This window comes from Jatrophihabitans telluris (assembly GCF_023516435.1).
Taxonomy (GTDB): domain Bacteria; phylum Actinomycetota; class Actinomycetes; order Mycobacteriales; family Jatrophihabitantaceae; genus Jatrophihabitans_A; species Jatrophihabitans_A telluris.
Genome location: NZ_CP097332.1, coordinates 1,134,352 through 1,160,339, shown reverse-complemented (window position 1 = coordinate 1,160,339; position 25,988 = coordinate 1,134,352). Strand labels below are relative to the sequence as shown.

Genomic DNA, 25,988 nt, shown 5'->3' with positions numbered 1-25,988 from the left:
TTCGGCCGTGCCGGTGATCGACAGCTTTGTCCTAGCTTGGCCCGCACAAAGCTCGGGGCCGCAGACCCGTGGCGAACCGTGACCATTCCGCGGCGCTGAGATCCCGGCCGGCCAGCGCGCACGCGGCGGCCGCCCAACCGTCGCCCGAGAACGGCCAGCTCAGGACGGCATCCACGTCGGCCACGGCGATCCGATCCTCGGACGGGGTCGGGGCAAGGGCAGGCATGAAGCCCGGAGTCGCGGTCAACGGCTCACCGAGTTGCTGTCGACCGCGGACGTCCCACAGGCGCAGGCTGCCGTCCTGGCCGCTGGAGGCGACGGTCTGGCCGTCGGCGGAGAACGCGAGCGCCTGGATCATGTCGGTGTGGCCGACAAGAACGCCCAGCCGGCGTCCTGAAGGCACGGACCACAACCGGATGGTCTGGTCGTCACTGCCACTGGCCAGGACAGCGCCGTCCGGGCTGAAGGCGAGGCTGTCCACCTGCAGCGTATGCCCGCGCAGTGCCTGCGACCGAGATCCGTTCGAATCGGTAAGGGTGATCTCCGTCGTACGGGCATCTCCGGTCGCGACCGCAAGGCGGCCGGTGCTCGACCAGGCCAGTGCGTGCGGATCCTGGCCGAAGCTCCTGGTGCTCAGCACTGCCCCGTCGGATCGCACGATCCGCAGTTCGCCGTTGTGGCTGAGCACGGCCACCTGCCCATGGGGTCCGACGCCCAGCGCGACGACGGGCGAGCCGGTCGCGGGGATGAGTCGTTGCGGTGGTGCCGATCCATTGGGGTGCACACTCACGACCGAGCCGTCACCGGTTCCGACCAACAATTGCTCGGGCGAGGACCAGACCAGCCCGCGCACCGGACCCGGGCCGATCGCGAACCGGCGGTCTGCCCCGCGACCGAAGATCACCCGCACCGTTGCGTCGGCCGTGAGCACGGCCAGGTTTCCCGCGGTGGAATAGGCGGTGGCGAGAACGTTCGTCGTCGTGACGAGGGCGGTCTGCGCAGGCGGCCCGTTACCGGCGATCAGTGGCCACACCACCATCGTCCCCGTCGGGTCCAGCCCGACCAGCCGCGCGCCGTCGGTGGCGAGGCCCGGCGCCGTTTGTGCCTGCGCATTCGGCAGGCCGGCGAACGCGCCGAGCTGGGCCGGCGGTTCGGAGTTCAGCCACGCTGCCACGGACCCGTCGGGCCGGCCGGTCAGGATCCGGTCGGCCTTCGGATCCCACGCCAGGCTCGCGGCTGCCGGCGCGTCGCTACGGGACCGGGCCGCCGGCCGCGTCGCGGGGTCCGGCCAGATCGTCAACGCGGCGCCGTCGACCGCAGCCAGGCGGCCCCGTCCGAGCATCGCCAACTCGATCGGGGCGGAGGTGGCCAGCGGGTCTGACGCGTCGGTCAGTGGCGTGAGTGCGCGCAGCGTGCTGAGCCGCCATCGAAGCACTTCACCGCGCCGGGTACTGACGTAAACGAGATCGGCCGGGCCATCGACGGCCAGGGCGGTGATCTGACCAGCCGCTCTGGCGACGATGGGCGGCTCTGACGATACGGCCGCGGAACCGAGGCGGTACCGCTGGACCGTAGTGCCCCGAGCAACGAGGACGAGCTGTCGTCGGGCGTCGCCGGCCACTGCGGTGATCGGTGGCAGGGCAGCATCGGCGCGCGCAACTTCGGCCACCGGAGCCGCATCGCCCAGTCGGTGCACCAGGACGACACCGGTGGTGTCGGCGGAAACGAACAAACCCTGTCCCAGCTGGGCAAGTGCGCTGACCGCGGCCGGGTGCCCGAGGTAGTCCGCGGCGGTGCCGCCGCCCTGGGGCAGGCGCAGCGCGCGGACGTGACCATCGGACATCCCGGCCAGCGCGGTGGAATCGGGATCGAGCTGGGCCGCGACGACATTGACGTGTGGCTGCGGATGCAGGTAGCCGACCGGCCCGTCGTGGCCGGCGACGGTATCCATCAGGGTGGACCGAGAGGCCGCGTCGGGATGCGCGCGATAGGCCGCCAGCGCGAGGAGGACGGAGCGGTCTCGCTGGGAGGCCAGCAGCGAGCGGGCCGTGGCTTCCACCTTCAGTGCGTCAGCGGTGTGCCGATCGCGCGTGGCCCGCTGTTGGTCGCGGACCGCTGTCGCGGCGACCACGACGGCCGCCACGACGAGCAGGGCCAGGATCGGCAGTGACCGGCGCAGGCGCCGCTGGCGTCGTCCGCGGCGCTGGCTGTCCGAGATCAGCCGTCGCTCGGAGGTGGTCAGTTCCAGATCGCCGCGTCCGACGAGGTTCAGCACGGTCTCCACGCGTCGGGGCGAGAGCAGGTAGCCAGGGTCGTGGTCATGCGACGTCCACGCCTGGACCGCCTGGGCGAGTTCGTCGCGACCGCGAGCGACTTCCTCGTTTTCCCGCAACCAGTTTCGCAACAGCGGCCACTCCCGCAGCAGCGCCTCGTGGGTGATCTCCAGCAGCGGCTCGTTCGACCGGTCCTGCGAAACGGTAACCAATCGTGCGGTCGCCAGCACGTTGACGGTGGCGACCACCGATTCGCGGTCGTCCCGTTCGGTGATGACCTCGCTGACCGGTCGACGGCGCCGCGTCGCCAGCCCGTTGTCACCGAGATGGGACAGCCGCAGCAGGATACGGCGGGCGGTCTCTCGTTGGGCGGCCGTCAACCGTTGCCAGGTCGCGTCCGCGCCGAGCCGCAGCGCGTTGCCGATGCCGCCGCCGTCGAGGTACGCGGCGGCCGTCAGCCACTTGCCGTTGCGAGCGCGCCAGGTCTGCTGCAGCGCATAACCCAGCAGCGGAAGGCTGTTCGGATTCTCGGCGATCTCGCGACGAATCTGGCCGAGCAAGGCATCTTCCACCCGCAGGCCGACCCGCTCGGCCGGGCGCAGCACCGCAGCGTCCAACTCGAGTCCCCGCAGCGGCAGCAACCGGTGTTGGGCCTGGGCGAGCAGCCGTGCCAGCGGCGGGAATTCCTCCAGCGCCGCGTAGAAGTCCGACCGCAGCGAGATGACGACCCGTTCATCGGGCCGGGCCGCCCGGGCCAGCAGTTCGCCGACGAAGCTGCGTCGTTCCTCCTCGGTGACCGCTGGATCGAAGATCTCCTCGAACTGGTCGATGATCCAGACCGGTCGCCGAGCCGGGCCGGGCGTCGTCGGTCCGGTAGTGCCTGCGGCGGCGGTGACCGTGGCGGCGGTGACCGTGGCGGCGGTGACCGTGGCGGCGGTGACAGCGGCGGCGGTGACAGCGGCGAGTTCCTCGCGGGGATGGGTGCCCGGTCGCAGGATGACCGGTTCGAACAAGGCGGCTGTCGAATGGCCGCGCTCCGCTGCCGCCCGCAGCGCCGGGACCACCCCCGCCGCGAGCACCGAGGACTTGCCGCTGCCGGACGCTCCTACGACCCCCACCAGCCCGGCGTGCCGGATCAGGCCGACGATGCCGGCGATATCCGCATCGCGACCGAAGAACAGATCGCGATCCTGATCTCCGAACGCCGCCATGCCGGGGTAGGGACAGCGCATTGCCTCGGCGGCGGGCCCCGCCAATTGGTCGCCCGCGGGCGCCCGGTCGTCGGCGACGACGGTGACCGTGCCGATATGCAGGTCACGTCCGGCGGCGAAGGTGCCCAGGATGGAGATGTTGCCCCCGACGGCGACCGGTCCGGACTCGCTGGCGTGCACCGATTCCATCAGGGCGACTCCCCGCGGGAGCTCAGCCGAACCAGCCGTACACCGCGCCGGCCCGCGCGCCGCGGCCGAGCGCGCAACCGGCAGATCGTCACGTCTCCCCCTGGGCCGCCGAGCTGTCCTGGGCGCCGCTCGCCGTCCCGATGGTGAGATCCCGGCCGGCGGCCAGGCGCGCGCCCGAGATGGTGACGTTGCCGTTGGCCGCGACCGGACCGGCGTCGCGGGCGTGCACCTCGACATAGCTGTCGCCCGCCGGCCGCATCGCCATCAGCTGGCTGAGTTCGTCAACGAATCCACGGTCGGCGGACATGATCTCTTCGAGATGATCAGCCACCGCGGCCTGCCGGTTCGCGTTGTCGGGCTGCTCTTGCAGACGTATCAGGGCGCCATCGGCCAGCGGGTTCGACCGGAACCGGCCGAGCACCTTCTTCCACACCGCACTGAGTTGTTCGTTCACGGCGTTGTCGATGCTTTCGCCGACCTGGCCACTGAGATGCCGGGCGTAGCGCACGAGCAGGCCGACCACCGCGGTCGCGCTGATGGGATCCATGGTTCGCTCCTGAATCTGGCCGCAGGCGGGTCAGTCGACGATCGTGAAGCTCTGTTCGGCCCCCGAATGGTTGACCTGGGTATTCGCGCTTCCGGTGAGGTTGATGCGCAGCGTGCACGTGCCCGTCTTGGTCAGGCCGTTGCCGGACAGTGGCACGTCGAGGTTCACGGTCGTCGTGCCGTTGGCGTGCACCTGCTGAGGATCGCTGGAACCGCAGATTCCGTCGCTGTTGTCGGGATCGACGGACACCTGGTCGACGGTGAAGCCGGCGATACTCGTGAGCTTGATGGTGACCGTGAAGCTGCCGCCCGCGCGCGAAACGGCCACGGAGGGGTTCGGTCCCACCCACGAGCCGTCGACGGACTGCGGATCGGCCGAATAGGGATGACTAACCGACGCGGCCGCCGCCCACTGCGCGTCACCCGGCTGGCTGGCCACCACGGTGCACGAGGCGGGAACGGCGTCGACGTCGAGCACGGCGCCGTTGAGCGTGCAGCTGTTGTTGGGTCCGGACAAGGCGTAGCTCACCGGCAGGCCGGAACGGGCGCAGGCGGCGAGGGTCACCTGGGTGCGCGGATATTCGTGAACGCCCAGAGCCGGGAAGGAGATCGCCTGGCTCCATTTGCCGTTCCGCAGAACCGGTGCCGGGCCGGGGCAGCCCGGGTTGCCGCGGGGCGGCGGTGGCGGCACGCTCGAACTGCGACCGGGATGGCCGGTCGGACCGGCGCTGCTCGATCGGGGGTTGCCCGTGGGTCCACCCGACGATCCACCGCCACCTGGGCCAGAGCCGGACGGGCCGCCCGAACCGCCGGTTGCGCGAGTGGAGGAACCACCGGGGTTACCGGACGGACCGGACGAGCCGGTACCCGGGCCGTGGGCGCTGCTGGACCGGTGGCCGCCGGGGGTGGTGGCGGCGGTCGATCCGCTCGGCGAGGCGCTGCGCGTGCTGGTGACGACTGGATTGCCGGAATCGACAGTGGATTCCGCGACGTTTCTGCCCTTCGAGCCGGCACATCCACCGCAGGCGACGGCAATGAGGACCGCGCTGAGGACAGCGCTGAGAACGGTGCTGGGGACGGTGCTGGCGCTCAGGCCCACCTTCGGCATGATGGCCTCCAAACCGGACACGTACGAGGTCTCGATCGAGAAGAGAAGGCGATCGAGACGCTGATACCGGCTGGTGGCGAAAAATACTCCGCGGTTCGTGATTCGACCGTGTGCTCGACCGATGAGGCCCCCGCGCTGGACGCGCCGCGCAGAACTGTCGGTGGCGACGACGACAATGGGCCGATGCCCACCAGCACGGCCGACCTCGCCCTCGTGCGCGGAGCCCTGCTCGCTCTGGCCTTCGTTCCCGGCCGCGGCTGGACGATGGCGTGGGACGCCGTCGACCCCGCCGAACACCCGAACACCGGGGGCCCAGCCACACCGGCCCGCCTGCTGACCGTCGAGTCAACCGATCCGGTCGCTGAAGTCGCACGCATCGAGGCCGAATACCAACCGCGCTGGCTGTGGTGGGACACCGCCACGGCGCGTGCGCTGGTGGCCGGCGGCCTGCGGGTCGGCCGGTGCTGGGACCTCGCCGCGGTACACCGGTTGCTGTTCGGCGGCTGGCGCACCGATCCGGCCCAGATCTGGGCCGCGGCTCACGGGCTGGACCCAGCCGGCCAGCCGGGCAGCGGCCAGCTGGACCTGCTCGGTGCGAGCGGCGACGACGGCGGCGATCCGGACCACCCCCTGCAGACCGACGGCTACCTGCGGCCGGAGTGGGTCGGCGGTGGCTGGCAACGAGCGCCCGACCGGTGGGCGCACTGGGCCCGCATCCTGCTGCGAACCGCACACGCACAGCAGGCGTTGATGGTTGACGGCCGGCTGGACCCACGCCCACACCCGGCCCGGATTCTGACCACGGCGCGGTCGGAGTCCGCCGCGGAGTTGCTGTGCGCAGAACTCGGCCACGACGGCATTCCGGTCGAGCGCAGCCGCGCGGAGGAGATCGTCGCCTCCGTCGCCGGCCCACGACCGCACAACGACGAGGACGCCGCGGCCATCCGGCACCAGCGGGACCGATCGGTACTCGACCTCGTCCCCGGCCTCGACACCGACCTGCGCAGCCCGTTGCAGGTCAAGGCGCTGCTGGCCCGGATCGGCATCGAGGTCCGCGACACCCGGTCCTGGCGGCTGGAGGTGTTCAGCGACGCCCATCCCGTGGTGCCGGCGTTGCTGCGCTGGCGCAAGGCGGAACGCTTCGCCACGACCTACGGCTACGACTGGCTGGACCGGCAGGTCGGACGTGACGGACGCCTGCGCGGTGGTTGGACGGGCTGTGACGGGGGTGCCGGACGGATGACGGCGACCGCGGGACTGCACAGCCTGCCCGCCGAATTACGTCCGGCCGTGCGAGCCGAGCCGGGCTGGCGGTTCGTTCGCGCCGACCTCGGCCAGATCGAGCCCCGCGTCCTGGCCGGCATCTCGCGGGACCCGGCGCTGATCGCGGCTACCGGTGAGGACGATCTGTACGCACCGGTCGCGGCGAGGATCGGTGTCGATCGACCGACCGCCAAGGTGGCGGTGCTCGCGGCTATGTACGGGCAGACCTCCGGGGCGGCCGGCGAAGCCCTGCAAGGGATGGAAGCGGCTTATCCGGTCGCGATGCGGTTTCTGAAGAACGCGAACGAGTCCGGCCGAGCCGGGCGTTCACTGCGCACCTACGGCGGCCGGTTGCTGCTGATGTATCCGGTCGCGGAGTCGTTCGACGAGCAGCAGCGACGTGCGGCGCTGGCCGGTCGTGGACGTTATGCCCGCAACGCGATGGTGCAAGGGGCCGCCGCTGAATTCTTCAAGACCTGGGCCGCGGTCGTCCGGGCTCGGATCATTCCGTTCGGCGCGCAGATCGTCCTGTGCCTGCACGACGAACTGCTCGTGCACGTCCCGGCCGAACACGCCGAGCGGGTGGGCGTGCTCGTCACCGAGGCGCTCGCCGAGGCGGCGCGGAGTTGGGCCGAGCCGGGCCCGGGTCGAGTCACCCGAGGCGCGGGCGGCGACACCGTTCGGTTCGTCGCCGACGTCAGCGTGGTGGAGCGCTGGTCGCAGGCCAAGGCATGACCGTGGCTCCTGCGGACCGGCAGCGGGCGGAGCTGGGCTCGAGTTCTCGTCCGCGCTCAGCCGGCCACCGCGACCGCGGGACCGGTGCGCAGTGACATGCGCAGCAGCACGCTGGCGATGTGCTCGGACAGGATGCGGGCCTGCGTCAGATCGTGGCTGCTCCAGCGCCGGTGCGCGCCGTGGCGGAACTCCAGCACACCCAGTCGCTGCCCGCGCCCGATGACCGGCGTGAGCAGCATGCTCGCGGTTCCGTCAGCCTGCATCACGGCTCGCTCGGCCCGGTCGGAGAACGGGTCGGCCAGGTGCACCTCGAGCATCTCGCCGGTCTCCAGCGCGTGCTTGGTCTCGGGGTAGTCGGCCAGCCGGTAGAGCTTGGGATCAACCCGGGCGCCCGAGCAGCTGACTTCGCGCAACCCACGACCGCCGGTCAGCGTCGACAACGAGATGACGTCGATCCCGAGATTCACCGCGGCGCTGCCGAGCGCGGCCTGCAGGTCGGCCAACTGGACACTGGCGGCCAGCGCGGCCGTGACCCGGCGGATGCCGATCGGATCAGCGACGGGCACCGCCGAGTTCTCGTTGCGCATCAGTTCGCCCCGGGCGATCCGGCAGGATTCCATCGCGTCGGGCAGCTCGACGGGAAGATCGGCCGTCGGTTCGCAGATGTAGAAGCCCTGCGCGAGGTCGACGTCCAGCTCGGCCAGAGCGGTCAAGTCGTCCAGTGTCTCCACGCCTTCGCCGAGGACACGCGCGCCCATGCGGTGGGACAACCGGACGAGCGCCTCGATGACGGCCGACTGTTCCAGGCTGCCCCGCGCGCCGCGGACCAGTCCGCGGTCGAGCTTGACGAAGTCCGGGCGCAAGGCGGTCAGCCGCAGCAGTCCGGCGTAGCCGGTGCTGGCGTCGTCGACGGCGATCTGGGCACCGCGCGAACGCAGTTCCTCCAGCCGGGCGCGCAGCACGTCGAGGTCGCTGGCGACGTGTTCGGTGATCTCGATGATCACGCCGGTGAGGTCGACCGCGAGGGCGCTCTGGACCGCCGCATGATCAAGGGCGTTCGGGCTGACGTTGACGGTGAGTGCCACATCGGCGGGCAACTCGGCCCGTTTGGTCCGCAGTGCCGAGCGCAGGCAGGCCGCTTCCAGGTCGGCGCCGCGTCCGTTGGCGTAAGCGAGGGCGAAGGTCTCGTCCACCGACGTGTCGGGGTTGTTGGGGAAGCGGGCCAGGGCCTCGGCCGCGACCAGCGAACCCGTCGTCACGTCGACGATCGGCTGAAGCACGATCTCGACCGAGCCGAACAGCGATCCGGCGCGCCGCGCGGAAACGCCGCTGAAGTGACGCGGAGGTCGTTTGAAATGCATTCCCCTATGCCTTTCCCGAACCGTCAGACCCCCGACTGACGACTTCCCCAAGCGGGCTAACCCGGACTATACACAGATGTTGAGGGCGTAAGGAAGACGCAGAGGGCTCGACCTTAGCTTGATACTGAGACGACCTGCGGAAGGCCCGAAGAATGCGGCGTGTCGACCCTTCGACACCGCGTTTCGGCCGGGCTGCGACGGCTCGACCGGGCCGTACAGGGTGGTCGGTTTGCATGTCGCCCCGTACGGCGAAATCAGTCGGAATCCTCCCCTTCCCCACCTCGTCCACAACGGCACAGCGGGACGAGAATGACCCCGTGACCGACAATCGGAGCGGGTGGCTGCACGGGGAACTCGTCAGGTTGCGACCGGTGCGCGGCTCTGATGTCTCGGAACTGCTGCGGATCCTTCGCACCGAGGAGGTATGGCGACGGTGGGGCGAGGAGGGCGCGCGGCCGGGCTGGCCCTTCGACGACCCGGACGCGGTTCGCTACGCGATCCTCAGGCACGACGCGGTGCGCGGGTTGATCCAGTACGAGGAGGAGACCGAACCGATGTATCGCCACGCGAGCATCGACATCTTCCTCGACCCGGCGGTACACGGCCAGGGCCTGGGACGCGACAGCGTCCGAACGGTGGTGCGGCATTTGCTCGGCGCGCGCGGACATCACCGCATCGTGATCGATCCGGCGGCCGACAACGAGGCCGCGATTCGTTGCTATTCCGCCGTGGGATTCCGTCCGGTCGGACTGATGCGCCGCTACGAGCTGGCCCCGGACGGCAGCGGCTGGCACGACGGGTTGCTGATGGACCTGCTTGCCGGCGAGGTCACCTGAACCGAGGCGGACGGATCCGGCCATCGGCGTCACGGCCCTATGCTCGATGCCTGGGCGCACCGAGTGGACGCCGGACGCGGGGACGATGTCATGAACGGCGATGCACGCGGGTTGAGCGACTCGGGGATCCGGGTACTGCTGATCACCGGTAGCACCCGCCGCGGATCGACGAACGCCGCAGCGCTCGCCACGCTGGCCCACGTGCGGCCACCCGGCGTGCGGGCCCAGCTCTACGACGGGCTGGCCAAGCTCCCCGCGTTCAACCCCGACGACGACCAGCCGCCCTATCCGGCCGAAGTCGCCCACCTGCGCAACGAGATCGCCGCCGCGGACGCGCTGATCTTCTGCACGCCGGAGTACGCCGGGACGCTGCCCGGCAGCTTCAAGAACCTGCTCGACTGGACGGTGGGCGGCACGGAGATCTCCGCCAAGCCGGTGTGCTGGATCAACGTCGGCGCGGCCGGACGCGGCCGGGGTGCCATCGCCACGCTGGAGGTCGTGCTCGGTTACCTCGGAGTGGAGGTCCTCGACGCGGCCTGCCGACAGGTACCGGTCGGACGAGAGGACGCCGGCGCCGATGGGCTGATCTCGGACCCGGCGGTCACCGCCGAACTACGGGGGATCTGGTCGACCCTGCTGAATCGGCTGGCACCCTCGCACGACTGACCGGCCTGTCGGCCCAGTCTCCGGCGGGACAAACCCGGCGCCGTCCTAGAATCGGGGCATGAGCGAGACGGACGCCGCCGAACCCACGTCGGAGACTCCCACCGACACCCACGCCGAGGGCACCACCTCACACGACATTCCGCTGCCCGCCGGCTTGGCGACGGCCATTGCCGCCGATTGGGAGCCGGCCCCGCGTATGCCGCATCCGGCCGGTCGGGACGGTCGCTTGTCCGCCGGCGCGGCAACCTCGGCCAAGAACCGGGGCGCGCTGTCCGGCCGGTTCCCCACCAAGGCCGTCGTGGTCCCGTCCGGCGTGCTCAAGGTGCGGTCCAACGACACCGACTTCCCCTTCCGCGCTGCCTCGGCGTTCACCTGGCTGACCGGCGAAACGGTCGAGGGCGCGGTTCTGATGCTCGCACCGACCGGAGCGGGAAGCCACCGGGCGACGCTCTACGTGCGTGAGTACGACGGGCCCGGCGAGGTCGGCTATTTCACCAACCGGCTGCACGGAGCGCTCTGGGTCGGCAACGTCCCGACCGTCGCGGAGACCTCCGAGGTGCTCGGGGTGGAAACCCGGCCGATGAGTGAGCTCTCACGCGACCTCAAGGCGCTGGGCGACACCGACGTCGTCGCGCTGAGCGGTCTCGATCCCGCCCTGGATTCGCTGCTCCCTCCGGCTCGCACCGGTGATGCCGCCCTGGCCGAAGCCGTCGACGAGCTGCGTCTGGCCAAGGACGATTGGGAGGTCAGCCAGCTGCAGGCCGCCTGCGACGCGACCACCCGCGGATTCACCGACGTGGCCGCCACCATCCCTGAGGTGCTGGCCGCGGGCGGCCGACGCGGGGAACGATGGCTTGAGGGCACGTTCTGGCGACGCGCCCGGATGGAAGGCAACGACGTCGGTTACACCTCGATCGTCGGCGCGGGGCAACACGCGACCACCTTGCACTGGTGGCGTAACGACGGCGACCTCGCGCCCGGCCAACTCCTGCTGGCCGACATGGGTGTCGAAGTGGACTCGCTGTTCACCGCCGACGTGACTCGAACCCTGCCGGTTTCGGGGGCGTGGACACCCGCCCAACGGCAGCTCTACGGCGCCGTCCTGGAAGCACAGCAGGCCGGCATCGCCGAGGTTCGCAGCGGGGCGGACTTCCTCGCCGCGCACAAGGCGGCGATGTGGGTACTGGCCGATCACCTGCACTCGTGGGGCGTGCTGCCGGTGAGTGCCGACGTGTCGTGTCAGGAGGACGCGGAGGCGCCCGGCGCCGGGCTGCACCGTCGCTACACCCTGCACGGCGTGAGCCACATGCTGGGCATCGACGTCCACGACTGCGCGGCCGCCCGGGACGAGACCTACCGCAACGGCCCCCTGGGGGCCGGCTACGTACTCACGGTCGAGCCGGGCTTGTACTTCCAGCCCAACGATCTCAGCGTCCCCGCCGAGTGGCGAGGTATCGGCATCCGGATCGAGGACGACATCCTGGTCACCGAGTCCGAGCCGGTCAACCTGTCCGCGTCGCTGCCCCGCGATCCGGACGAGATCGTGGCGTGGATGCGCGAGGCGCAATCCCGTCCGGTTCTGCCCTGAGGCCGGGCAGGTCGTGACCTCGGACAGCGTTGCTCGGATCAGCGAGCAGTGGGCAACCGAGCGCCCTGAGATCGACACCTCGCCGATGGCCGTGTTCGGCCGGATCGCCAAGCTCCACCGCACCCAGCTCGAGGCGAGTGATCAGGCCTACAGGCAGTTCGAGATCACCGGGGCCGACTTCGACGTGCTCGCGACCCTGCGCCGGTCGGGCGAGCCCTTTCAGCTCACACCGTCCGAGCTGACCGAGCAGATGATGATCTCCTCCGGCGGCGTGACCCAGCGCGTGGATCGGCTCATCCGGCAGGGACTGGTGCGCCGGGTACCCCATGCCTCCGACCGTCGCTCGACCACGGTTCAACTGACCCCCGAAGGTCGGTCGGTCATCGACCAGGCTCTGCCCCTGCACATCGAGGCCGAGCGTGAGCTGCTGGTGGCCCTGTCCGACGACGAGCGCCGCACCCTGATCGACCTCCTGACGCGCCTCAATCTGGACGCCGAAGGTCGAACCTGAGCGTCAGGGGCAGGTCGGGGCAGGTCGGGCAGGTCGGGGCAGGTCGGGTCGGGTCGGGGCAGGTCGGGTCGGGCGGCGGCCGCGGGGGCGGGGGCGGGGGCGGGAATTATCGGCGCCGCTCATGTGTCTTAGTGCTAAGATATTTAGCACTAAGGAGCTCGCACATGCCCACCACGACACCCAGGGACATCGCCCTGACTGCGCTGGGCCCCGCGATCTGGGGCACCAGCTACTACGCCACCACCACCTGGCTACCCGCGAACCACCCGCTGCTCGACGGCGCCTTCCGTGCCCTGCCCGCCGGAGTGCTGCTGATCGCCCTGCGATGGCAACGACCGACGGGAGTCTGGATCTGGCGCATCGCCGTGCTCGGCCTGCTCAACATCGGCTTGTTCTTCCCCCTGTTGTTCCTGGCCGCCGAGCGCATTCCGGGCGGCGTCGCGGGCGCGATCGGCGCGGCTCAACCCCTGCTGGTGCTGCTGCTCAGCGCCGGACTGCTCGGTAGCCGGATAACCACCCGAGCCCTACTCACCAGCCTGGTCGGAGTGGCCGGGGTGTGTCTGCTCGTCCTGCGCGCCACCGGCTCGATCGATCCGATCGGGGTCGCGGCGTCGGCGTCGGGTACGGCGCTGATGGGGGTCGCCATCGTGCTGGCCAAGCGGTGGGGACCACCACCCATGCCGGCCACGACGTTCACCGGCTGGATGCTCACCGCGGGCGGCCTGGTGCTGACCCCGACCGCCCTGCTCGTCGAAGGCTGGCCGGCTCAGCTGAGCGCGACGAACTACTTCGGCCTGTTCTACCTGGCCGCCATCAGCGGCGGCCTGTCCTACTACCTGTGGATGCGGGGTATGGCGATCCTGCCCGCCTCCGCGATCAGCTTCCTCTCGCTGGCGGTCCCGCTGGTCGCGGCCAGCGTCGGGTGGCTGGCGTTGGGGCAACATCTGAACGGCGTGCAGCTGGCGGGAATGGCGCTGGCGCTGGGATCGATGGTCGCCGGTCAGCGGGTGGGTGCCCGAACCAGCTCGACACCAGACCGTCGAACAACTCTCGCGCGGGACTCGGCAAGAATGGCGGGGTGCCCACCCGCAGTCAGTCCGATCGCCCCAGCACGCCAGGAGACCTCGTCCTCCCGGCTGGTCGGGGCATTCCGCAGGGACTGACCATCCCCGCGGCGGAACTGGTGGAACGGTTCTCCCGCTCGTCCGGACCTGGCGGCCAGGGTGTGAACACCACCGACAGCCGGGTCGAGCTGCGTTTCGACGTCGGCCGCTCGACCACCCTGGACGATGTCCAGCGCGACCGGGTCCGGACCGCGCTGGCCGGTCGTCTGGTGGACGGGGTGCTCGCCCTGACGGCCTCCGAACAGCGATCGCAGCTGCAGAACCGGGCTGCGGCTCGTGGACGGCTGGCGGTGCTGCTAGCCCAAGCCCTGCAACCGCCGCCGGCACCGCGCCGCGCGACCAAGCCCTCCCGCGCGTCGCGGGAGCGTCGGTTGGACGGCAAACGGCATCGTGCCGAGCTCAAGGCGGGCAGAACCCGGGTCCGGTCTACCGAGCGCTACTGAGTCATCCGCGCGCTGCTGAGTCGTCCGCGCTGCTGAGTCGTCTGCGCTGCTGAGTCGTCTGCGACTACCGGGGTGGCTCTTTGTCCAGCGAGACCGGCGGCTGGGGCGGCTCGATGGTGGGCGACATCTCGCTGCCGAGATCGGTCGAGGCGGACGGGCCGGCTTGGATGTCGTCGAAGGATTCCGGCAGTTTCTTGAGATGGCGGTTCATCGACTTCCACAGGAAGTACACCGCGATGCACAGGGCCAGCACCACGAACAGACCGATCGGGCTGGCACGGTCCTTGTCGTCCGTGCCCGCGGCCAGCACCTGCGCGGCCCGGATGGAGTGCGAAGCCCCGACCGCGAAGAACGTGCTCACGACGCGCCCACCCGGTCCCGGATGCCCGCGAACAGGTCTTCCTCGGGCAGGTCGGTGTCCACCAGGGACCGGGCGAGCTCGAACTGCTCCCATGGGAACACCCGACGCTGGACGTCCAGCGGGACCTTGAAGAACCAGCCGTCCGGATCGACCTGGGTCGCGTGTGCGAGCAGGGCGGCGTCGCGGCGGTCGAACTGGTCGGCGCAGTAGACCTTGGTGGTGACCTTGGGCACCCGCCGATCGACCATCCGCTCGTCCCACTTCTCGAGCATCTCGGCGTACGGGGACTCCAAGCTGAGCTCGCGCATCGCCCGGTCGAAGGCCTCGACGCGTTCACGAGTGAACGTGACGTCGTAGTAGAGCTTCATGGGCTGCCACGGCTCACCGGCGTCGGGATAGCGATCGGGATCGCCCGCAGCCTCGAACGCGGCGACCGAGACGTTGTGGCACATGATGTGGTCCGGGTGCGGGTAGCCGCCGTTCTCGTCGTAGGTCGTCATGACGTGCGGACGGTATCGACGCACGAGACGAACGAGACGCTCGGTGGATTCTTCCAGCGGCACCAGGCCGAAACACCCGTCGGGCAACGGCGGAAGGGGGTCGCCCTCGGGCAGACCCGAGTCGACGAAGCCGAGCCATTCGTGCTTCACGCCGAGGATCGCCTGCGCCTGCGCCATCTCACGCCGGCGAACCGAGGAGATATCGGCCTCGATGTCGGAGCGGCCCTTGAGCGAGGGGTTGAGGATGTCGCCGCGCTCGCCGCCGGTACAGCTGACCACCACGACCTCGACGCCCTCGTCGACGTAGCGGGCCATGGTGGCCGCGCCCTTGCTCGATTCGTCGTCGGGATGGGCATGCACGCACATCAGCCGCAGCGGCTGGCCGGCGGTCGGGATGAGGTTCGCTTCGGGCACGTCGACCATTGTCCCCGATGCCGCCGACAACTCGCGCCAAGGCCCGGAAACCGGCGATGATTTCGCGGAACGCATCGGTCCGGTGTTACGTTTTAGAGCTTCAGGCACCTGCCTGAGAGACGACCACCGTCCCCGCACGCCTAGGGAGTACGACCGTGACCAGTACCGACGCCGCCGCTGTCACCTGGCTGACCCAGGACGCCTACGACCGCCTGTCGAAGGAACTGGAAGACCTCATCGCCAACCGTCCCGCCATGGCCAAGGAGATCAACGACCGGCGCGAGGAAGGCGATCTGAAGGAGAACGGCGGCTACCACGCGGCCCGCGAGGAGCAGGGCAAGGCCGAGGGCCGCATCCTGCAGTTGCAGCAACTGCTACGCACCGCCAAGGTCGGCGAGGCGCCGACGTCCGACGGGACGGCCGGCCCCGGCATGGTCGTCACCGTGCGCTTCGCCGGCGATGATGAGGACGAGACGTTTCTCATCGGCTCCCGTGAGGAGAACGAGACGACCGATCTCGACGTGTACTCCTCGGCATCCCCGCTCGGCCGCGCCCTGACCGGAGCCAAGAAGGGGCAGACCGTGTCCTACGAGACGCCCAACGGCAAAACGCTCAAGCTGACCCTGATCGACGCCAAGGCCTTCACCGGCTGAGCCAGACGTCTGCGCGTGCTATTCCCGGTTTCGCGGTCAGCGATACCGACCCAGAGTTCACACACTCGTCGTGGCCGATCTCGCGGTTGAGTCGTAGCGTCAGGTGAGTGACCGACGCCCCTGACATCCACACCCTTGCCGCCCTGCGAGCTTCCGGGCACATCCACCGCGGAGTGAAGGCGGAGGTGCGCGAGAACCTCATCGCGCGGCTGGCCGCCGGCGAGCCCACTCTGCCCGGGATCGTCGGCTTCGACGACACCGTGGTGCCCGAAATCGAGCGGGCCCTGCTGGCCGGCCACGACATCGTGCTGCTGGGCGAGCGCGGGCAGGGCAAGACCCGTCTCATCCGTACCCTGACCGGCCTGCTCGACGAGTGGACCCCGGTCATCGCCGGCTCCGAACTCAACGAACATCCCTACGCCCCGATCACGCCTGCGACGATCCGCCGAGCGGCCGACGAGGGGGACGGGCTGGCCGTCAGCTGGCGTCACCGCAGCGACCGCTACGGCGAGAAGCTGGCCACGCCCGACACATCCGTGGGTGACCTCATCGGCGACATCGACCCGATCAAGGTGGCCGAAGGCAGATCCTTGGGCGATCCCGACACGGTGCACTACGGGCTCGTCCCGCGCACCAACCGCGGCATCTTCGCCGTCAACGAGCTCCCCGACCTGGCCGAACGCATTCAGGTGGCCCTGCTCAACGTGCTGGAGGAACGCGACATCCAGGTCCGCGGCTACCAGCTGCGTCTGCCGCTGGACCTGCTGCTGATCGCCTCGGCCAACCCCGAGGACTACACCAACCGCGGCCGGATCATCACGCCGCTCAAGGACCGTTTCGGGGCCGAGGTGAGGACCCACTACCCGCTCGAACTCAGCGACGAACTCGAACTCATCGCGCAGGAGGCGGCGGTGCTGTGGGGCGCCGAGGGCGAGTCGGCGCACGGCGCCCCGCTCGTCCCCTCGCACCTGCTGGAGGTCGTGGGCCGCTTCGCCCGGGCTGTGCGCGAGGCTCCCCAGGTCGATCAGCGCTCGGGTGTCTCGGCACGATTCGCGATCGCGGCGGTGGAGACGGTGGCCGCCTCAGCCGTTCGACGCGCGGCGATCACCGGTGAAACCGTCGCGGTGGCGCGGGTCGCCGATCTCGCTTCGGTGATCCCCGCCTCACGCGGCAAGGTGGAATTCGACGACGCCGACTCCGGCCGGGAGTTCGAGGTCCTCGATCATTTGCTGCGGCGAGCCATCGCCGAGACCTCACGTGCCCGGCTGGCCGGACTGGACCTCCGTCCACTGCAGGCCAAGTTCGACGAGGGGCTGCTCGTGCAAACCGGCGACATCGTCTCCGCCGATGCCCTGCTGGAGCAGCTCGGCACGATCCCGGGGCTGTCGGACCTCCTGGAACGGCTCGAGCCCGACAGTGTGCACGAGGGTCCGGCAACGGTCGGAATCGCCGCTGCCGCCGTCGAATTCGCACTCGAAGGCCTCTACCTCAACAAGCGGCTGGCCAAGGAGTCCGCCGGCGGCCGCGCGGTCTACGGAGCCTGAGCCATGCCGTTTCGTTATGGCGCCTGGCACGGCGGTCCCGATCCGTTGGAGGCCCCGTACGACATCCGGCGAGCCCTGGACGAGATGGGCGACGACGTCCTGGCCGGGATGTCCCCGCGCTCGGCGCTGTCGCGCCTGATGCGCCAGGGCACCACCGGAAGCAACGGGCTCGAAGCGTTGCGTCAGCGCGCCCGGCGCCGTGCCAAGGAACTGCGCAACTCCGGACGACTCAACGGCACGTTGGACCAGGTCCGCGAGCTGCTCGACAAGGCCCTGGAGGCCGAGCGCGCCGCGCTGTTCCCCGACCCTGACGACCTGGCCCGGATGGCCGAGGCCGAACTGGACAACCTGCCTGAGGACACCGCACGCGCGGTTCGCGATCTGGCCGACTACCAGTGGCGCTCCCCGGAGGCCGCGCAGGCTTACCAGGAGATCTCGGAGCTGTTGCGCTCGGAGGTACTCGACGCCCAGTTCGCCGGCATGAGGCAGGCGCTGTCGAACCCTGACCCGCAGGCCATGCAGGCGATCCGCGAGATGATGCACGACCTCAACGAAATGCTCGACGCGGACGCGCGGGGCGAACACACGCAGGAACAATTCGCTGATTTCATGGACAAGCACGGTGAATTCTTTCCGGAGAACCCGGAGAATCTCGCCGAGCTGGTTGATTCGCTGGCCCGTCGGGCGGCGGCGGCCGAGCGGCTGATGAATTCGTTGTCGGCCGAGCAGCGCGCCGAACTCGGCGAGCTCATGGAGCAGGCGCTGGCCCAGTCCGGGTTGGCCGGGGAGATGTCGCGGCTGCAGCAATCGCTGCGTGCGGCCCGTCCGGACCTGCGCTGGACCGGGCGGGAACGCATGAACGGCGACCAGCCGATGGGCTACGCCGACGGCACTTCTGCCCTGTCCGAGCTGGCCGATCTGGACGAGCTGGCCGATCTCGCCCTGCAGGACTATCCCGGCGCCAGCCTGGGCGACATCGACGAGGAACTGGTCCAGCGCGCGCTGGGCCAGGGCGCGGTCACCGACCTCGAGCAGCTCAAGCGCATCGAACAGGAACTGCGGCGTCAGGGCTACCTCGACCAGGGCGGCGAGGGCCTGCAGCTGAGCCCCAAAGCCCTGCGACGGCTGGGGTCCACGGCCCTGCGACGGGTGTTCGCACAGTTGGAGTCAGGTGGCCGTGGTGACCACGACGTGCGCGACGCCGGCGCCGCCGGGGAGATCACCGGAGCCAGCCGAGCCTGGCAGTTCGGTGACGAGCAGCCATTGGACGTCGTTCGAACCGTCCGCAATGCGGTCTTGCGAGGCGAGGGGCGCTCAGGCGCGCGTGTCCGCTTCCAACCCGAGGACTTCGAGGTCGTCGAGACCGAACGTCGGTCCTCGGCTGCCGTGGCGCTGCTGGTCGACATGTCGTACTCGATGGAGCTGCGCGGCAGCTGGGGCGAGGCGAAGACGACCGCGCTGGCCCTGCACGCACTCGTGACGATGAAGTATCCGCAGGACGCGATCGAGATCATCGGCTTCGCCGACTACGCCCGGACGATGAGTCCGCGCGATCTCGTCGATCACGACTGGCAGGCCGTGCAAGGCACGAATCTGCAGCACGCGCTGATGTTGGCGCGCCGCCATCTGGACCGGCACCGAGACGCGGAACCGGTCATCCTGGTCATCACCGACGGTGAGCCGACCGCACATCTGGCCCCGGACGGCTTCTCCGAGTTCAGCTGGCCGCCCTCGGACGAGACGATCGCCGCAACGTTGGCCGAGGTCGAGCGATGCACCCGCCGCGGCGCAACGATCAACGTGTTCATGCTGGACGACGAGCCGCGACTGGTGAACTTCATGCACGAGGTCGGACAGCGCAACGGCGGTCGGGTGTTCCTGCCCAAGACCGGCGCGCTGGGTGAGTACGTCGTGTCGGACTACTTGTCCGCGCGGGGTGGACGCCGTCGAGGCGGCTCCCGCCGCGCCGGCTGAGAACCGTTGAGGTTGCCCTCGTTGCTCACCCACCACCGTTGAGGTTGCCCTCGTTGCTCACCCACCACCGTTGAGGTTGCCCTCGTTGCTCACCCACCACCGTTGAGGTTGCCCTCGTTGCTCACCCACCACCCTTGAGGTTGCCCTCGTTGCTCACAACGAGGGCAACCCCGACGGGTTAGCCTGGCGGGATGCGGCATCTTCTGGAGACCCTGCACATCGTCTTCGCAATCTTCGCCATCGGCCCGCTGGTTCACGCCGCGACGACGGCGGCCCGCGGAATCAAGGCGGCCGACGCCAACGCCGTCGCGTCATCGGCCCGGACGGTGAAGATCTACGGCTACCTGTCGGTGGTCGTCGCCATCCTGGGCGTGGGCCTGGTGCAACCCAGGTACGACCACAGCTTCGGCGACACCTGGGTCTGGACGGCCCTGGTGTTGTGGTTCGTCGCGTCGGGCTTGGTCTTCTCCCTGATCCTGCCGAACTTGCAGGGGGCCGCGACGGCCTTGCGGAACGGATCGTCGGCCGCGAACCTGGCCGGGCGGGTGGCGGCCGGTGGCGGCATCGTCGCGTTGCTGTACGTGGCCATCGTGGTCTTGATGGTCTACAAACCCGGCTCCTGACGGTGCCCGAATCGCCGGTGTCCGTAGGGATTGTCGACCAGTCGGTCACCCGCAGACTGCGTCGGGATGTGCTGCGTCCTCAGCTGCCGATCGAGGGCCCGTTGCCTGGCGACGAGCGCCCGGACGTTGTGCACGTGGCCGCTCTGCTCGACGGGCTGCCGGTCAGTACCTGCATCCTGAACCCTGACCCGTGCCCGGATCGACCGCTGGCCGTCCAGCCGTGGCACCTTCGGCAGATGGCCACCGATCCGGCGGTACGCGGCAGCGGCGCCGGCCGGGCCGTGATCGACTTCGCCTTGTCGTGGTTGCGGGAACGCGACTGTGATGTGCTCTGGTGCAACGCGCGGACCACAGCCGCCGGATTCTACGAGCGACTGGGATTCGTGGTGATGAGCGCAGAATTCATCGACGAGGACCAGCACCGTCCGCACGTGCGGATGCTTCGGGACCTGTAGGGCGGCACAGATCAGGATGGCGCGATGAGAATACTGTGTGCCGTCCTGATTTCGACGACACGGTTGACGCCCGCACGGGAGATCTCTCCCGGAATCGGAATTCGCGTCCTGCCGCCGTCGATCGTGTAGGTGCCCTGCCAGTACGCCACGACGCCCACGGTGTGGGTGCCGGTCGTCGTCCACGCATGCGCGATATAGGCCGAACACACCGACACCGACTCGCACGGCCGCGTTTCGGTATAAGGCATTCCGGCCGGGTCATGGCTCGACGCGACGTAGGTGTCGCTCGGGCCGTCGCCCCACGTCCACGTGGACCGCACGAGGTGCAGCGAGACCGCGAACCGATGACCGCCGAGTTCGAACGGGGCAATGGCCGGGTCGACGACCGAGGACGAGCCTGTCGGCCCCCGCAGATAGAAGACCACACCGGCGCGGTACAGATACCGGGTTCCGCCCGACATCACGACCGGTGGTGTCACCTGCTTGGTGATTTCGCGCTTCACCGCGGCGATCGGGGGCAAACCCGCGCCCGCGGGCACCTCGCAATTCAGATCCAGACTGAGGAAGCGGCCCGTCCCGACCTCGCGAACGGTATACGCCACGATCTGCCGATTCGCGTCGACCTGCTGCCCGGCCGGTAGCGCACAGAAGGCGATGAACATTCCACACCCGAGCGATACGTTGGCCACGGTATCGCTGAATCTCTGCCGACGCGGACCGCACTCGGTCGTCTGCACGTAGGAGGTTCCAGCAACATCGTCTGATGACCTCGGCCCCACCGGCTGGGGCGCGTCTATGCAGTGCAACCCATTGAGGCCCTGACCGACGCACCCTTGAGCGGCGTCAGATTGCACCGTAGGCAGGATCAGAATCGTAACCACCAGAGCAAGGGCAAGCGCTATCGCACGTGCCGTCACGACGGTGCCGTCAGGTATACGCCGATAATTCGCCACATCGCTCCCGACCACTTGAGGTAGAGATCGTTCGACACGATCCCACTGGATACAGAACGAACCGTCTGTCCGCCAGCCGTAACGATCGCGGCCTTCTGAGAGGCGATACGGACACGAATCACTCGTTCGGCTCGGTCCGGCGGATCTGGCCTGAAGGTTCGCAACCCCACAACAGAAATTCGCCCACCGCGGAAGTGTTGATGGGCCCGACGAAGTGAGCTGAGCAACTCCCGATTCGGAACACATGACGAGTCGTCACAGATGGCTTCGATCGGAAGGGTTGAGAGCATCGCGCCTGACCAGTTCACCGCGTCGACGTAGTAGGTGGCGGTAGCGAGGGCACCCGCTTCGTCGTGGGTGAACATGGCCAGGGTGAACATCGGCACCTTGTCCCCCGGCTCCTTGAACGGAGCGTCCACCTGCACGCCGGGTGGCAACCAGGTCGCCGGCCGTCCCGGTGGAATCTGATCGACCGCCACCGGTGCGGGGCCTGAACCGGCTGAACCCGACGGCACCGGCGTACCCGAACGGCTGCGACTCGGCAGCCCCGGACTCGAGGAATGTGCCGTACCCACAACCGATCCTGTCGTCGAGGGCCCGCCGGGCCGGGCGGACCGTTGACAGCCGGCAGTCAGCAGCAGCGCCGACAACGCGGCCACGATCCACAGTCGCTTGAGCATTCCCGGACTATGTCAGCCGCAACAATCTCGTGTCTCAGGAATCACGCTTCTGTGGATAACCCAACCGCCGCGGCGATCACAGTCCACGCAGCCGCCGGGCGCCAAGATCAGCGCGGGCGGCGGGCCGGGCGATCCGGATTCCGGCCGACAACACGTGGGCGCCGGCCGGCTCGGCGACCATCGGCGCCAGCACGCACTCGACCACTTCGGGCAAGTCGTCGGCCAGCTGCGACAGCCTCAGAGCCATCTCGGCCAGGCTCGGGATGTCGGCCGGCTCAGCTCCGCCGTAGCCGGTCAGCAACGGAAATGCCTTCGGCGCGCTGATCAACTCGGCCGCGTCCAACGAGGTCAACGGCACGACGGCGTAGGCCCGGTCGTCCAGAAGTTCCGTTGCCACTCCCCCGACCCCGAAGGAAACCAGCGACCCGAACGAACGGTCGTCGTGAACCTCCAGAACGGTGTCCACCCCTCGGGGCGCCATCCGCTGAACGGTCAGTTCCGTGCCTGTTGGCGTAGCCAGCGACCGCCACGCCTCGTGCAGATCCTCCGCACCGCCCAGGTGCAGCCGCACGGCGCCCGGTGCCTTCAACGCCACTGGCCAGCCCAGCTCCTCGGCCGCCGCCAACGCCTCGTCCGGACCGAAAACGGTACGACCCGGGACCAGCTCGATGCCGTAATACCCCAGTAGCTGCTGGGTTTCGGCCGGTGTCAGCCGCCGACCGCTCGGCGCGGACATCATCACCTCGGTGACGAGTCGCCGGGCAGCTTCGGTGTCGATGCCGGCCAGCTCGGGCACCAGTCCCGGTTCACGCTGGCGCCAGGCGGCGTAGCGGACGACGTGGGCCAGGGCAGCGACCGCCCGCTCGGGCGAGGAGTACGACGGGATCGATCCCCGCATCGGCGCGAAGTCACCGGCGACGGCCAGTTCGGCGGGGACGCCGTCGAAGCCGAGAAAGGTCGACAGCACCGGCTTGCTCGCTCCCGCCACGATCCGGCGCAGCCCTTCGGCTACTGGCTTTTCCTGACCGCGGTGCATCGGCGGGACGAAGATGCTGACCACGGCGTCGACATCGTCCGCGTCCAAAGCCTCCGATACGGCCGAGGTAAACGCCTCCGTGCTGGCGTCCACGCCGACGTCGACCAAGCGCGCCAGCTTGAGCCCCGCCACGGCCAAGGCGTCGGCGACCAGGACCCCGAGAGCCGTGGAGTGACCCACCACCGCCACCCGATCCCCGGCCGGCAACGGCTGCGTCGTCAGGAGAATCGCGACGTCGAACAACTGGGCCAACGTCTCGGTACGAATGACGCCGGACGCTTCGAACAGGGCCTGGACGCTGGATTCGGGAATCTCCACGGACGTGTGTTGCAACCCGGCCACGACCGAGCCCCGGCCACTCTTGACCGCCACGATGGGCTTGCGCCGGGCGAAGCGACGGGCCAGGCGGGCGAACTTGCGCGGATTGCCGAAACTCTCCAGATACAGCAGGGCGATCTCGGTGTCAGGGTCACCTTCCCAGAACTGCAACAGGTCGTTGCCCGAGACGTCGGCCCGGTTGCCCGCCGAGACGAAGGTGGACACTCCGAGCCCGCGGCGGGCGGCCTCGCCCAGCACCGCAACCCCGAGAGCCCCGGACTGGCAGAAGAAACCGGCCCGGCCGCGTAGCGGGGCTACGGTCGCCAACGAGGCGTTGAGGGAGATCGCCGGGTCGGTGTTGATCACCCCGAGGCAGTTCGGCCCCACGACTCGCATGCCGTGCGCGCGGGCGTTGTTGACCAGATTCCGTTGGGAAACCAGGCCATCGCGCCGCGCCTGAGCATCACCGGACTCGCCGAAGCCCGACGAGATGACCACCAGCCCCCGCACCTGACGGTCGCTGCAGTCCTCGACGACCTGGCCGACCGTCTCGGCCGGAATCGTCAGGACGGCCAGGTCGACGGTTCCCGGGACGTCGGCCACCGAGGGGTAGGCCAGCACCCCGTTGATCGAGCGGGCGTGCGTGTTCACCGGATAGATCGGCCCCGTGAACGAGGACTTCTGCAGGTTCTCGAACACCAGATTGCCGATCTTGCTCTCGTCCGCGCTGGCCCCGATGACGGCGACCGACGCGGGAAAGAGCAGCCTGCGGATGGAGCGGGACTCGGCCCGCTGCTCGCGCTCGGCCATCACCTTCTCCGTCTGCGGGGTCGAGGCGATGTCGAACTCCAAAGTCACCTCACTGCCGTCGAACTGGCGGCTCGGTTGGTAGCCGGCGTCCAGGAACACCCTGATCATGGCGGAGTTCTCGGCCAGCACCAGTGCTTCGAACCGGGCGATCCCGACCTCGCGTCCGGCCTCGGCCAGGTGTTCCAGCAGCACCGATCCGATGCCGCGGCCCTGGTGCGCGTCAGCCACCACGAAGGCCACCTCAGCCGTCCCGGTCGGGACGCCGTCCTGCGACAGTGATTCGAAGCGCCCGATCGCGATGATGTCGCTGCCCAGCCAGGCGGCGAGCGCAACCCGGTCTCGGTGGTTGACCCGGCTGAATCGCAGCAGATCCCGACTAGGAATCGTCGGATAGGCCGAGAAGTAACGCAGATACCGGGTGCGGATCGACAACTTGCCGTGGAACTGCACGATCTTGTCGGCGTCGTCCGGGGTGATCGGTCGCAGGTGCATGGTGCCACCGTCGGCGGCGACGACGTCGGCCTCCCAGTGCGGCGGATAGTTGTAGCTGACTGCGAGTTCCTCGTCGGTCGCGCCGTTCTGGACGGTCTGTTCGGCCATCAGGTCAGTCTCTCGGGTCGTCGGGATCCAAGCCCAGCAGGGGGAAACTGGCGTGACGGGTAGCACCGATCGCACGGTCGAGCCAGCTGTCCCCACCGGGGATCCACCGTGCCGGCGTGGGCAGCCGGCCCTCGCCCATGAGCTGGGGCAGTCGCGCCGTCACGCCGCGCCGGCGCAGATCATCCGTCCATTCCTGGGGAATCTCGGTCGACGGATCGACCCGGCGACCGGAGACCTCGGCCAGCAGATGGGTCCAGGTGCGCGGGACGCAGCGCAGCACGCCGTACCCCCCGCCCCCGAGAGCGACCCAGCGGCCCTCGCAGAACTGGTGGGCCAGCACGTGCATCGCGGCGTAGGCGCTGCGCTGGCCGTCGACGGTCAGCGCGAGGTCGGCCAACGGATCCTCGTGATGGGTGTCGCACCCGCACTGGCTGACCAGGATCTCGGGTTTGAAGGCGGTCAACGCCCCGGGCACAACGGCGTTGAAGGCCCGTAGCCAGCCGTCGTCGGAGGTGGCCGGCGGCAGCGCCAGGTTGATCGAGCTGCCCTCTCCGGCCCCGGTGCCGGTCTCGGTCGGCTGGCCGGTACCGGGATAGAGCGTCCGCGGATCCTGATGCAGCGAAATCGTCAGCACCCGAGGGTCGTTGTAGAAGGCGGCCTGCACCCCGTCCCCGTGGTGCACGTCGACGTCGACGTAGGCCACCCGCTGCGCACCGGCGTCCAGCAGGGCGCGAATCGCGACGACCACGTCGTTCAGCACGCAAAATCCTGCGGCCGAATCGCGCATCGCATGATGCAGGCCACCGGCGATGTTCACCGCGTGCGCGCGCCGGCCTTCCCACACCTCGAGGGCGGCCTGACGTGACCCACCGGAGATCAGCGCGGCGGCATCGAACATGCCGTCGAACACGGGGTTGTCGTCGCTGCCCAGTCCGTGGCCGAGGTAGCCGGGATCCTTGCTCGCCGCCCGCACCGCCGCCAGGTACTGCGCCGAATGGACCTCCAGCAGTTGCGCCTCCGACGCCGGATGCGGTGTGGCCATGGTGAGTTGGTCGAGCACCCCTAGCCGGCGGGCCAAACCCACGGTGAGGTCCAGCCGGACCGGGGTCATCGGATGCTCGCCGAAGTCGTAGTGCAGATAGTCCGGTCCCCACACCAGCGTGGCGTCACAGCCGTCGGGAAAGGTCTCCTTCAGCGGGTCCGTGTCCATCGC

At 69.3% G+C, this 25,988-nt stretch carries 22 protein-coding genes; 12 read left to right on the top strand and 10 right to left on the bottom strand.

Going from position 1 to position 25,988, the window contains the following annotated elements:
* Positions 1-31: 31 nt before the first annotated feature.
* From M6D93_RS05530 to M6D93_RS05520, 3 genes are all read right to left on the bottom strand, one after another.
* Positions 32-3,673 (bottom strand): nSTAND1 domain-containing NTPase, encoded by a 3,642-nt coding sequence (locus tag M6D93_RS05530; RefSeq protein ID WP_249773364.1) that lies wholly within the window; start codon positions 3,671-3,673, stop codon positions 32-34.
* Between the two features lie 88 nt (positions 3,674-3,761).
* Positions 3,762-4,220 (bottom strand): hypothetical protein, encoded by a 459-nt coding sequence (locus M6D93_RS05525; RefSeq protein WP_249773363.1) that lies wholly within the window; start codon positions 4,218-4,220, stop codon positions 3,762-3,764.
* Positions 4,221-4,250: 30 nt separating this feature from the next.
* Positions 4,251-5,327, bottom strand: a complete 1,077-nt coding sequence (locus tag M6D93_RS05520) for a hypothetical protein (RefSeq protein ID WP_249773362.1) — start codon at positions 5,325-5,327, stop codon at positions 4,251-4,253.
* A 183-nt stretch (positions 5,328-5,510) separates the two neighbouring features.
* On the opposite strand from M6D93_RS05520, the gene M6D93_RS05515 reads away from it, so the two are divergent.
* Complete coding sequence (locus M6D93_RS05515) at positions 5,511-7,325, top strand: DNA polymerase (protein WP_249773361.1); 1,815 nt, start codon at positions 5,511-5,513, stop codon at positions 7,323-7,325.
* 56 nt (positions 7,326-7,381) lie between these two features.
* On the opposite strand, the gene M6D93_RS05510 is transcribed toward M6D93_RS05515, so the two are convergent.
* Positions 7,382-8,686, bottom strand: coding sequence for an EAL domain-containing protein (locus tag M6D93_RS05510; protein ID WP_249773360.1), 1,305 nt, complete (start codon positions 8,684-8,686; stop codon positions 7,382-7,384).
* Positions 8,687-9,027: 341 nt separating this feature from the next.
* On the opposite strand from M6D93_RS05510, the gene M6D93_RS05505 reads away from it, so the two are divergent.
* The 6 genes from M6D93_RS05505 to arfB all read left to right on the top strand — a co-directional run bounded on the left by M6D93_RS05505 (position 9,028) and on the right by arfB (position 13,854).
* Entirely contained in the window at positions 9,028-9,522 is a 495-nt protein-coding gene (locus M6D93_RS05505; protein ID WP_430667216.1) for a GNAT family N-acetyltransferase, read from the top strand.
* Positions 9,523-9,612: 90 nt separating this feature from the next.
* Entirely contained in the window at positions 9,613-10,188 is a 576-nt protein-coding gene (locus M6D93_RS05500; RefSeq protein WP_249773358.1) for an NADPH-dependent FMN reductase, read from the top strand.
* A 58-nt stretch (positions 10,189-10,246) separates the two neighbouring features.
* Positions 10,247-11,776 (top strand): aminopeptidase P family protein, encoded by a 1,530-nt coding sequence (locus M6D93_RS05495; protein ID WP_249773357.1) that lies wholly within the window; start codon positions 10,247-10,249, stop codon positions 11,774-11,776.
* A gap of 13 nt (positions 11,777-11,789) precedes the next feature.
* Positions 11,790-12,287 carry a MarR family winged helix-turn-helix transcriptional regulator gene (locus M6D93_RS05490; RefSeq protein ID WP_249773356.1) on the top strand — a complete coding sequence of 166 codons (498 nt, stop codon included), beginning with the start codon at positions 11,790-11,792 and terminating at the stop codon, positions 12,285-12,287.
* 164 nt (positions 12,288-12,451) lie between these two features.
* Entirely contained in the window at positions 12,452-13,450 is a 999-nt protein-coding gene (locus M6D93_RS05485; RefSeq protein ID WP_249773355.1) for an EamA family transporter, read from the top strand.
* Positions 13,435-13,854 (top strand): alternative ribosome rescue aminoacyl-tRNA hydrolase ArfB, encoded by a 420-nt coding sequence (arfB, locus tag M6D93_RS05480; RefSeq protein WP_347343548.1) that lies wholly within the window; start codon positions 13,435-13,437, stop codon positions 13,852-13,854. Before M6D93_RS05485 ends, arfB begins: the two co-directional genes overlap by 16 nt.
* A gap of 64 nt (positions 13,855-13,918) precedes the next feature.
* On the opposite strand, the gene M6D93_RS05475 is transcribed toward arfB, so the two are convergent.
* Together M6D93_RS05475 and mca are read right to left on the bottom strand one after the other, a co-directional pair.
* Positions 13,919-14,215, bottom strand: a complete 297-nt coding sequence (locus M6D93_RS05475; protein ID WP_249773353.1) for a hypothetical protein — start codon at positions 14,213-14,215, stop codon at positions 13,919-13,921.
* Entirely contained in the window at positions 14,212-15,081 is an 870-nt protein-coding gene (mca, locus tag M6D93_RS05470) for a mycothiol conjugate amidase Mca (protein ID WP_347343547.1), read from the bottom strand. The genes M6D93_RS05475 and mca overlap by 4 nt, the downstream gene beginning before the upstream one ends.
* Positions 15,082-15,284: 203 nt before the next feature.
* Here mca and greA point away from each other — a divergent pair, with 203 nt between their 5' ends.
* From greA to M6D93_RS05445, 5 genes are all read left to right on the top strand, one after another.
* Entirely contained in the window at positions 15,285-15,782 is a 498-nt protein-coding gene (gene greA, locus M6D93_RS05465; RefSeq protein WP_249773351.1) for a transcription elongation factor GreA, read from the top strand.
* A 107-nt stretch (positions 15,783-15,889) separates the two neighbouring features.
* The gene (locus M6D93_RS05460; RefSeq protein ID WP_249773350.1) at positions 15,890-17,326 is read left to right on the top strand and encodes a sigma 54-interacting transcriptional regulator; all 1,437 of its coding nucleotides are present in this window, start codon (positions 15,890-15,892) and stop codon (positions 17,324-17,326) included.
* A 3-nt stretch (positions 17,327-17,329) separates the two neighbouring features.
* Positions 17,330-19,300, top strand: coding sequence for a VWA domain-containing protein (locus M6D93_RS05455; RefSeq protein ID WP_249773349.1), 1,971 nt, complete (start codon positions 17,330-17,332; stop codon positions 19,298-19,300).
* Between the two features lie 191 nt (positions 19,301-19,491).
* On the top strand, positions 19,492-19,923 hold the full coding sequence (locus M6D93_RS05450; RefSeq protein WP_249773348.1) for a hypothetical protein: 432 nt from the start codon (positions 19,492-19,494) through the stop codon (positions 19,921-19,923).
* 2 nt (positions 19,924-19,925) lie between these two features.
* On the top strand, positions 19,926-20,378 hold the full coding sequence (locus M6D93_RS05445; RefSeq protein WP_249773347.1) for a GNAT family N-acetyltransferase: 453 nt from the start codon (positions 19,926-19,928) through the stop codon (positions 20,376-20,378).
* 11 nt (positions 20,379-20,389) lie between these two features.
* Here the strand turns inward: M6D93_RS05445 and M6D93_RS05440 are convergent, their stop codons facing one another.
* The 4 genes from M6D93_RS05440 to M6D93_RS05425 form a co-directional block, all read right to left on the bottom strand.
* Positions 20,390-21,067 (bottom strand): hypothetical protein, encoded by a 678-nt coding sequence (locus M6D93_RS05440; protein WP_249773346.1) that lies wholly within the window; start codon positions 21,065-21,067, stop codon positions 20,390-20,392.
* A gap of 224 nt (positions 21,068-21,291) precedes the next feature.
* Positions 21,292-22,011: a hypothetical protein gene (locus M6D93_RS05435; protein ID WP_249773345.1), complete on the bottom strand. Its 720-nt coding sequence runs from the start codon at positions 22,009-22,011 to the stop codon at positions 21,292-21,294.
* Between the two features lie 76 nt (positions 22,012-22,087).
* Positions 22,088-24,775, bottom strand: coding sequence for a bifunctional acetate--CoA ligase family protein/GNAT family N-acetyltransferase (locus tag M6D93_RS05430; protein WP_249773344.1), 2,688 nt, complete (start codon positions 24,773-24,775; stop codon positions 22,088-22,090).
* 4 nt (positions 24,776-24,779) lie between these two features.
* Positions 24,780-25,985: an acetoin utilization protein AcuC gene (locus M6D93_RS05425; RefSeq protein WP_249773343.1), complete on the bottom strand. Its 1,206-nt coding sequence runs from the start codon at positions 25,983-25,985 to the stop codon at positions 24,780-24,782.
* Positions 25,986-25,988: the final 3 nt, after the last annotated feature.

Bases quoted from the DNA above. Each gene is read 5' to 3' on its own strand.
- M6D93_RS05530 (WP_249773364.1), bottom strand. From the start codon at position 3,673: ATGGAATCGGTGCACGCCAGCGAGTCCGGACCGGTCGCCGTCGGGGGC.
- M6D93_RS05525 (WP_249773363.1), bottom strand. From the start codon at position 4,220: ATGGATCCCATCAGCGCGACCGCGGTGGTCGGCCTGCTCGTGCGCTAC.
- M6D93_RS05520 (WP_249773362.1), bottom strand. From the start codon at position 5,327: ATGCCGAAGGTGGGCCTGAGCGCCAGCACCGTCCCCAGCACCGTTCTC.
- M6D93_RS05515 (WP_249773361.1), top strand. From the start codon at position 5,511: ATGCCCACCAGCACGGCCGACCTCGCCCTCGTGCGCGGAGCCCTGCTC.
- M6D93_RS05510 (WP_249773360.1), bottom strand. From the start codon at position 8,686: ATGCATTTCAAACGACCTCCGCGTCACTTCAGCGGCGTTTCCGCGCGG.
- M6D93_RS05500 (WP_249773358.1), top strand. From the start codon at position 9,613: ATGAACGGCGATGCACGCGGGTTGAGCGACTCGGGGATCCGGGTACTG.
- M6D93_RS05495 (WP_249773357.1), top strand. From the start codon at position 10,247: ATGAGCGAGACGGACGCCGCCGAACCCACGTCGGAGACTCCCACCGAC.
- M6D93_RS05485 (WP_249773355.1), top strand. From the start codon at position 12,452: ATGCCCACCACGACACCCAGGGACATCGCCCTGACTGCGCTGGGCCCC.
- mca (WP_347343547.1), bottom strand. From the start codon at position 15,081: ATGTGCGTGCATGCCCATCCCGACGACGAATCGAGCAAGGGCGCGGCC.
- M6D93_RS05455 (WP_249773349.1), top strand. From the start codon at position 17,330: ATGCCGTTTCGTTATGGCGCCTGGCACGGCGGTCCCGATCCGTTGGAG.
- M6D93_RS05450 (WP_249773348.1), top strand. From the start codon at position 19,492: ATGCGGCATCTTCTGGAGACCCTGCACATCGTCTTCGCAATCTTCGCC.
- M6D93_RS05435 (WP_249773345.1), bottom strand. From the start codon at position 22,011: ATGCTCAAGCGACTGTGGATCGTGGCCGCGTTGTCGGCGCTGCTGCTG.
- M6D93_RS05430 (WP_249773344.1), bottom strand. From the start codon at position 24,775: ATGGCCGAACAGACCGTCCAGAACGGCGCGACCGACGAGGAACTCGCA.
- M6D93_RS05425 (WP_249773343.1), bottom strand. From the start codon at position 25,985: ATGGACACGGACCCGCTGAAGGAGACCTTTCCCGACGGCTGTGACGCC.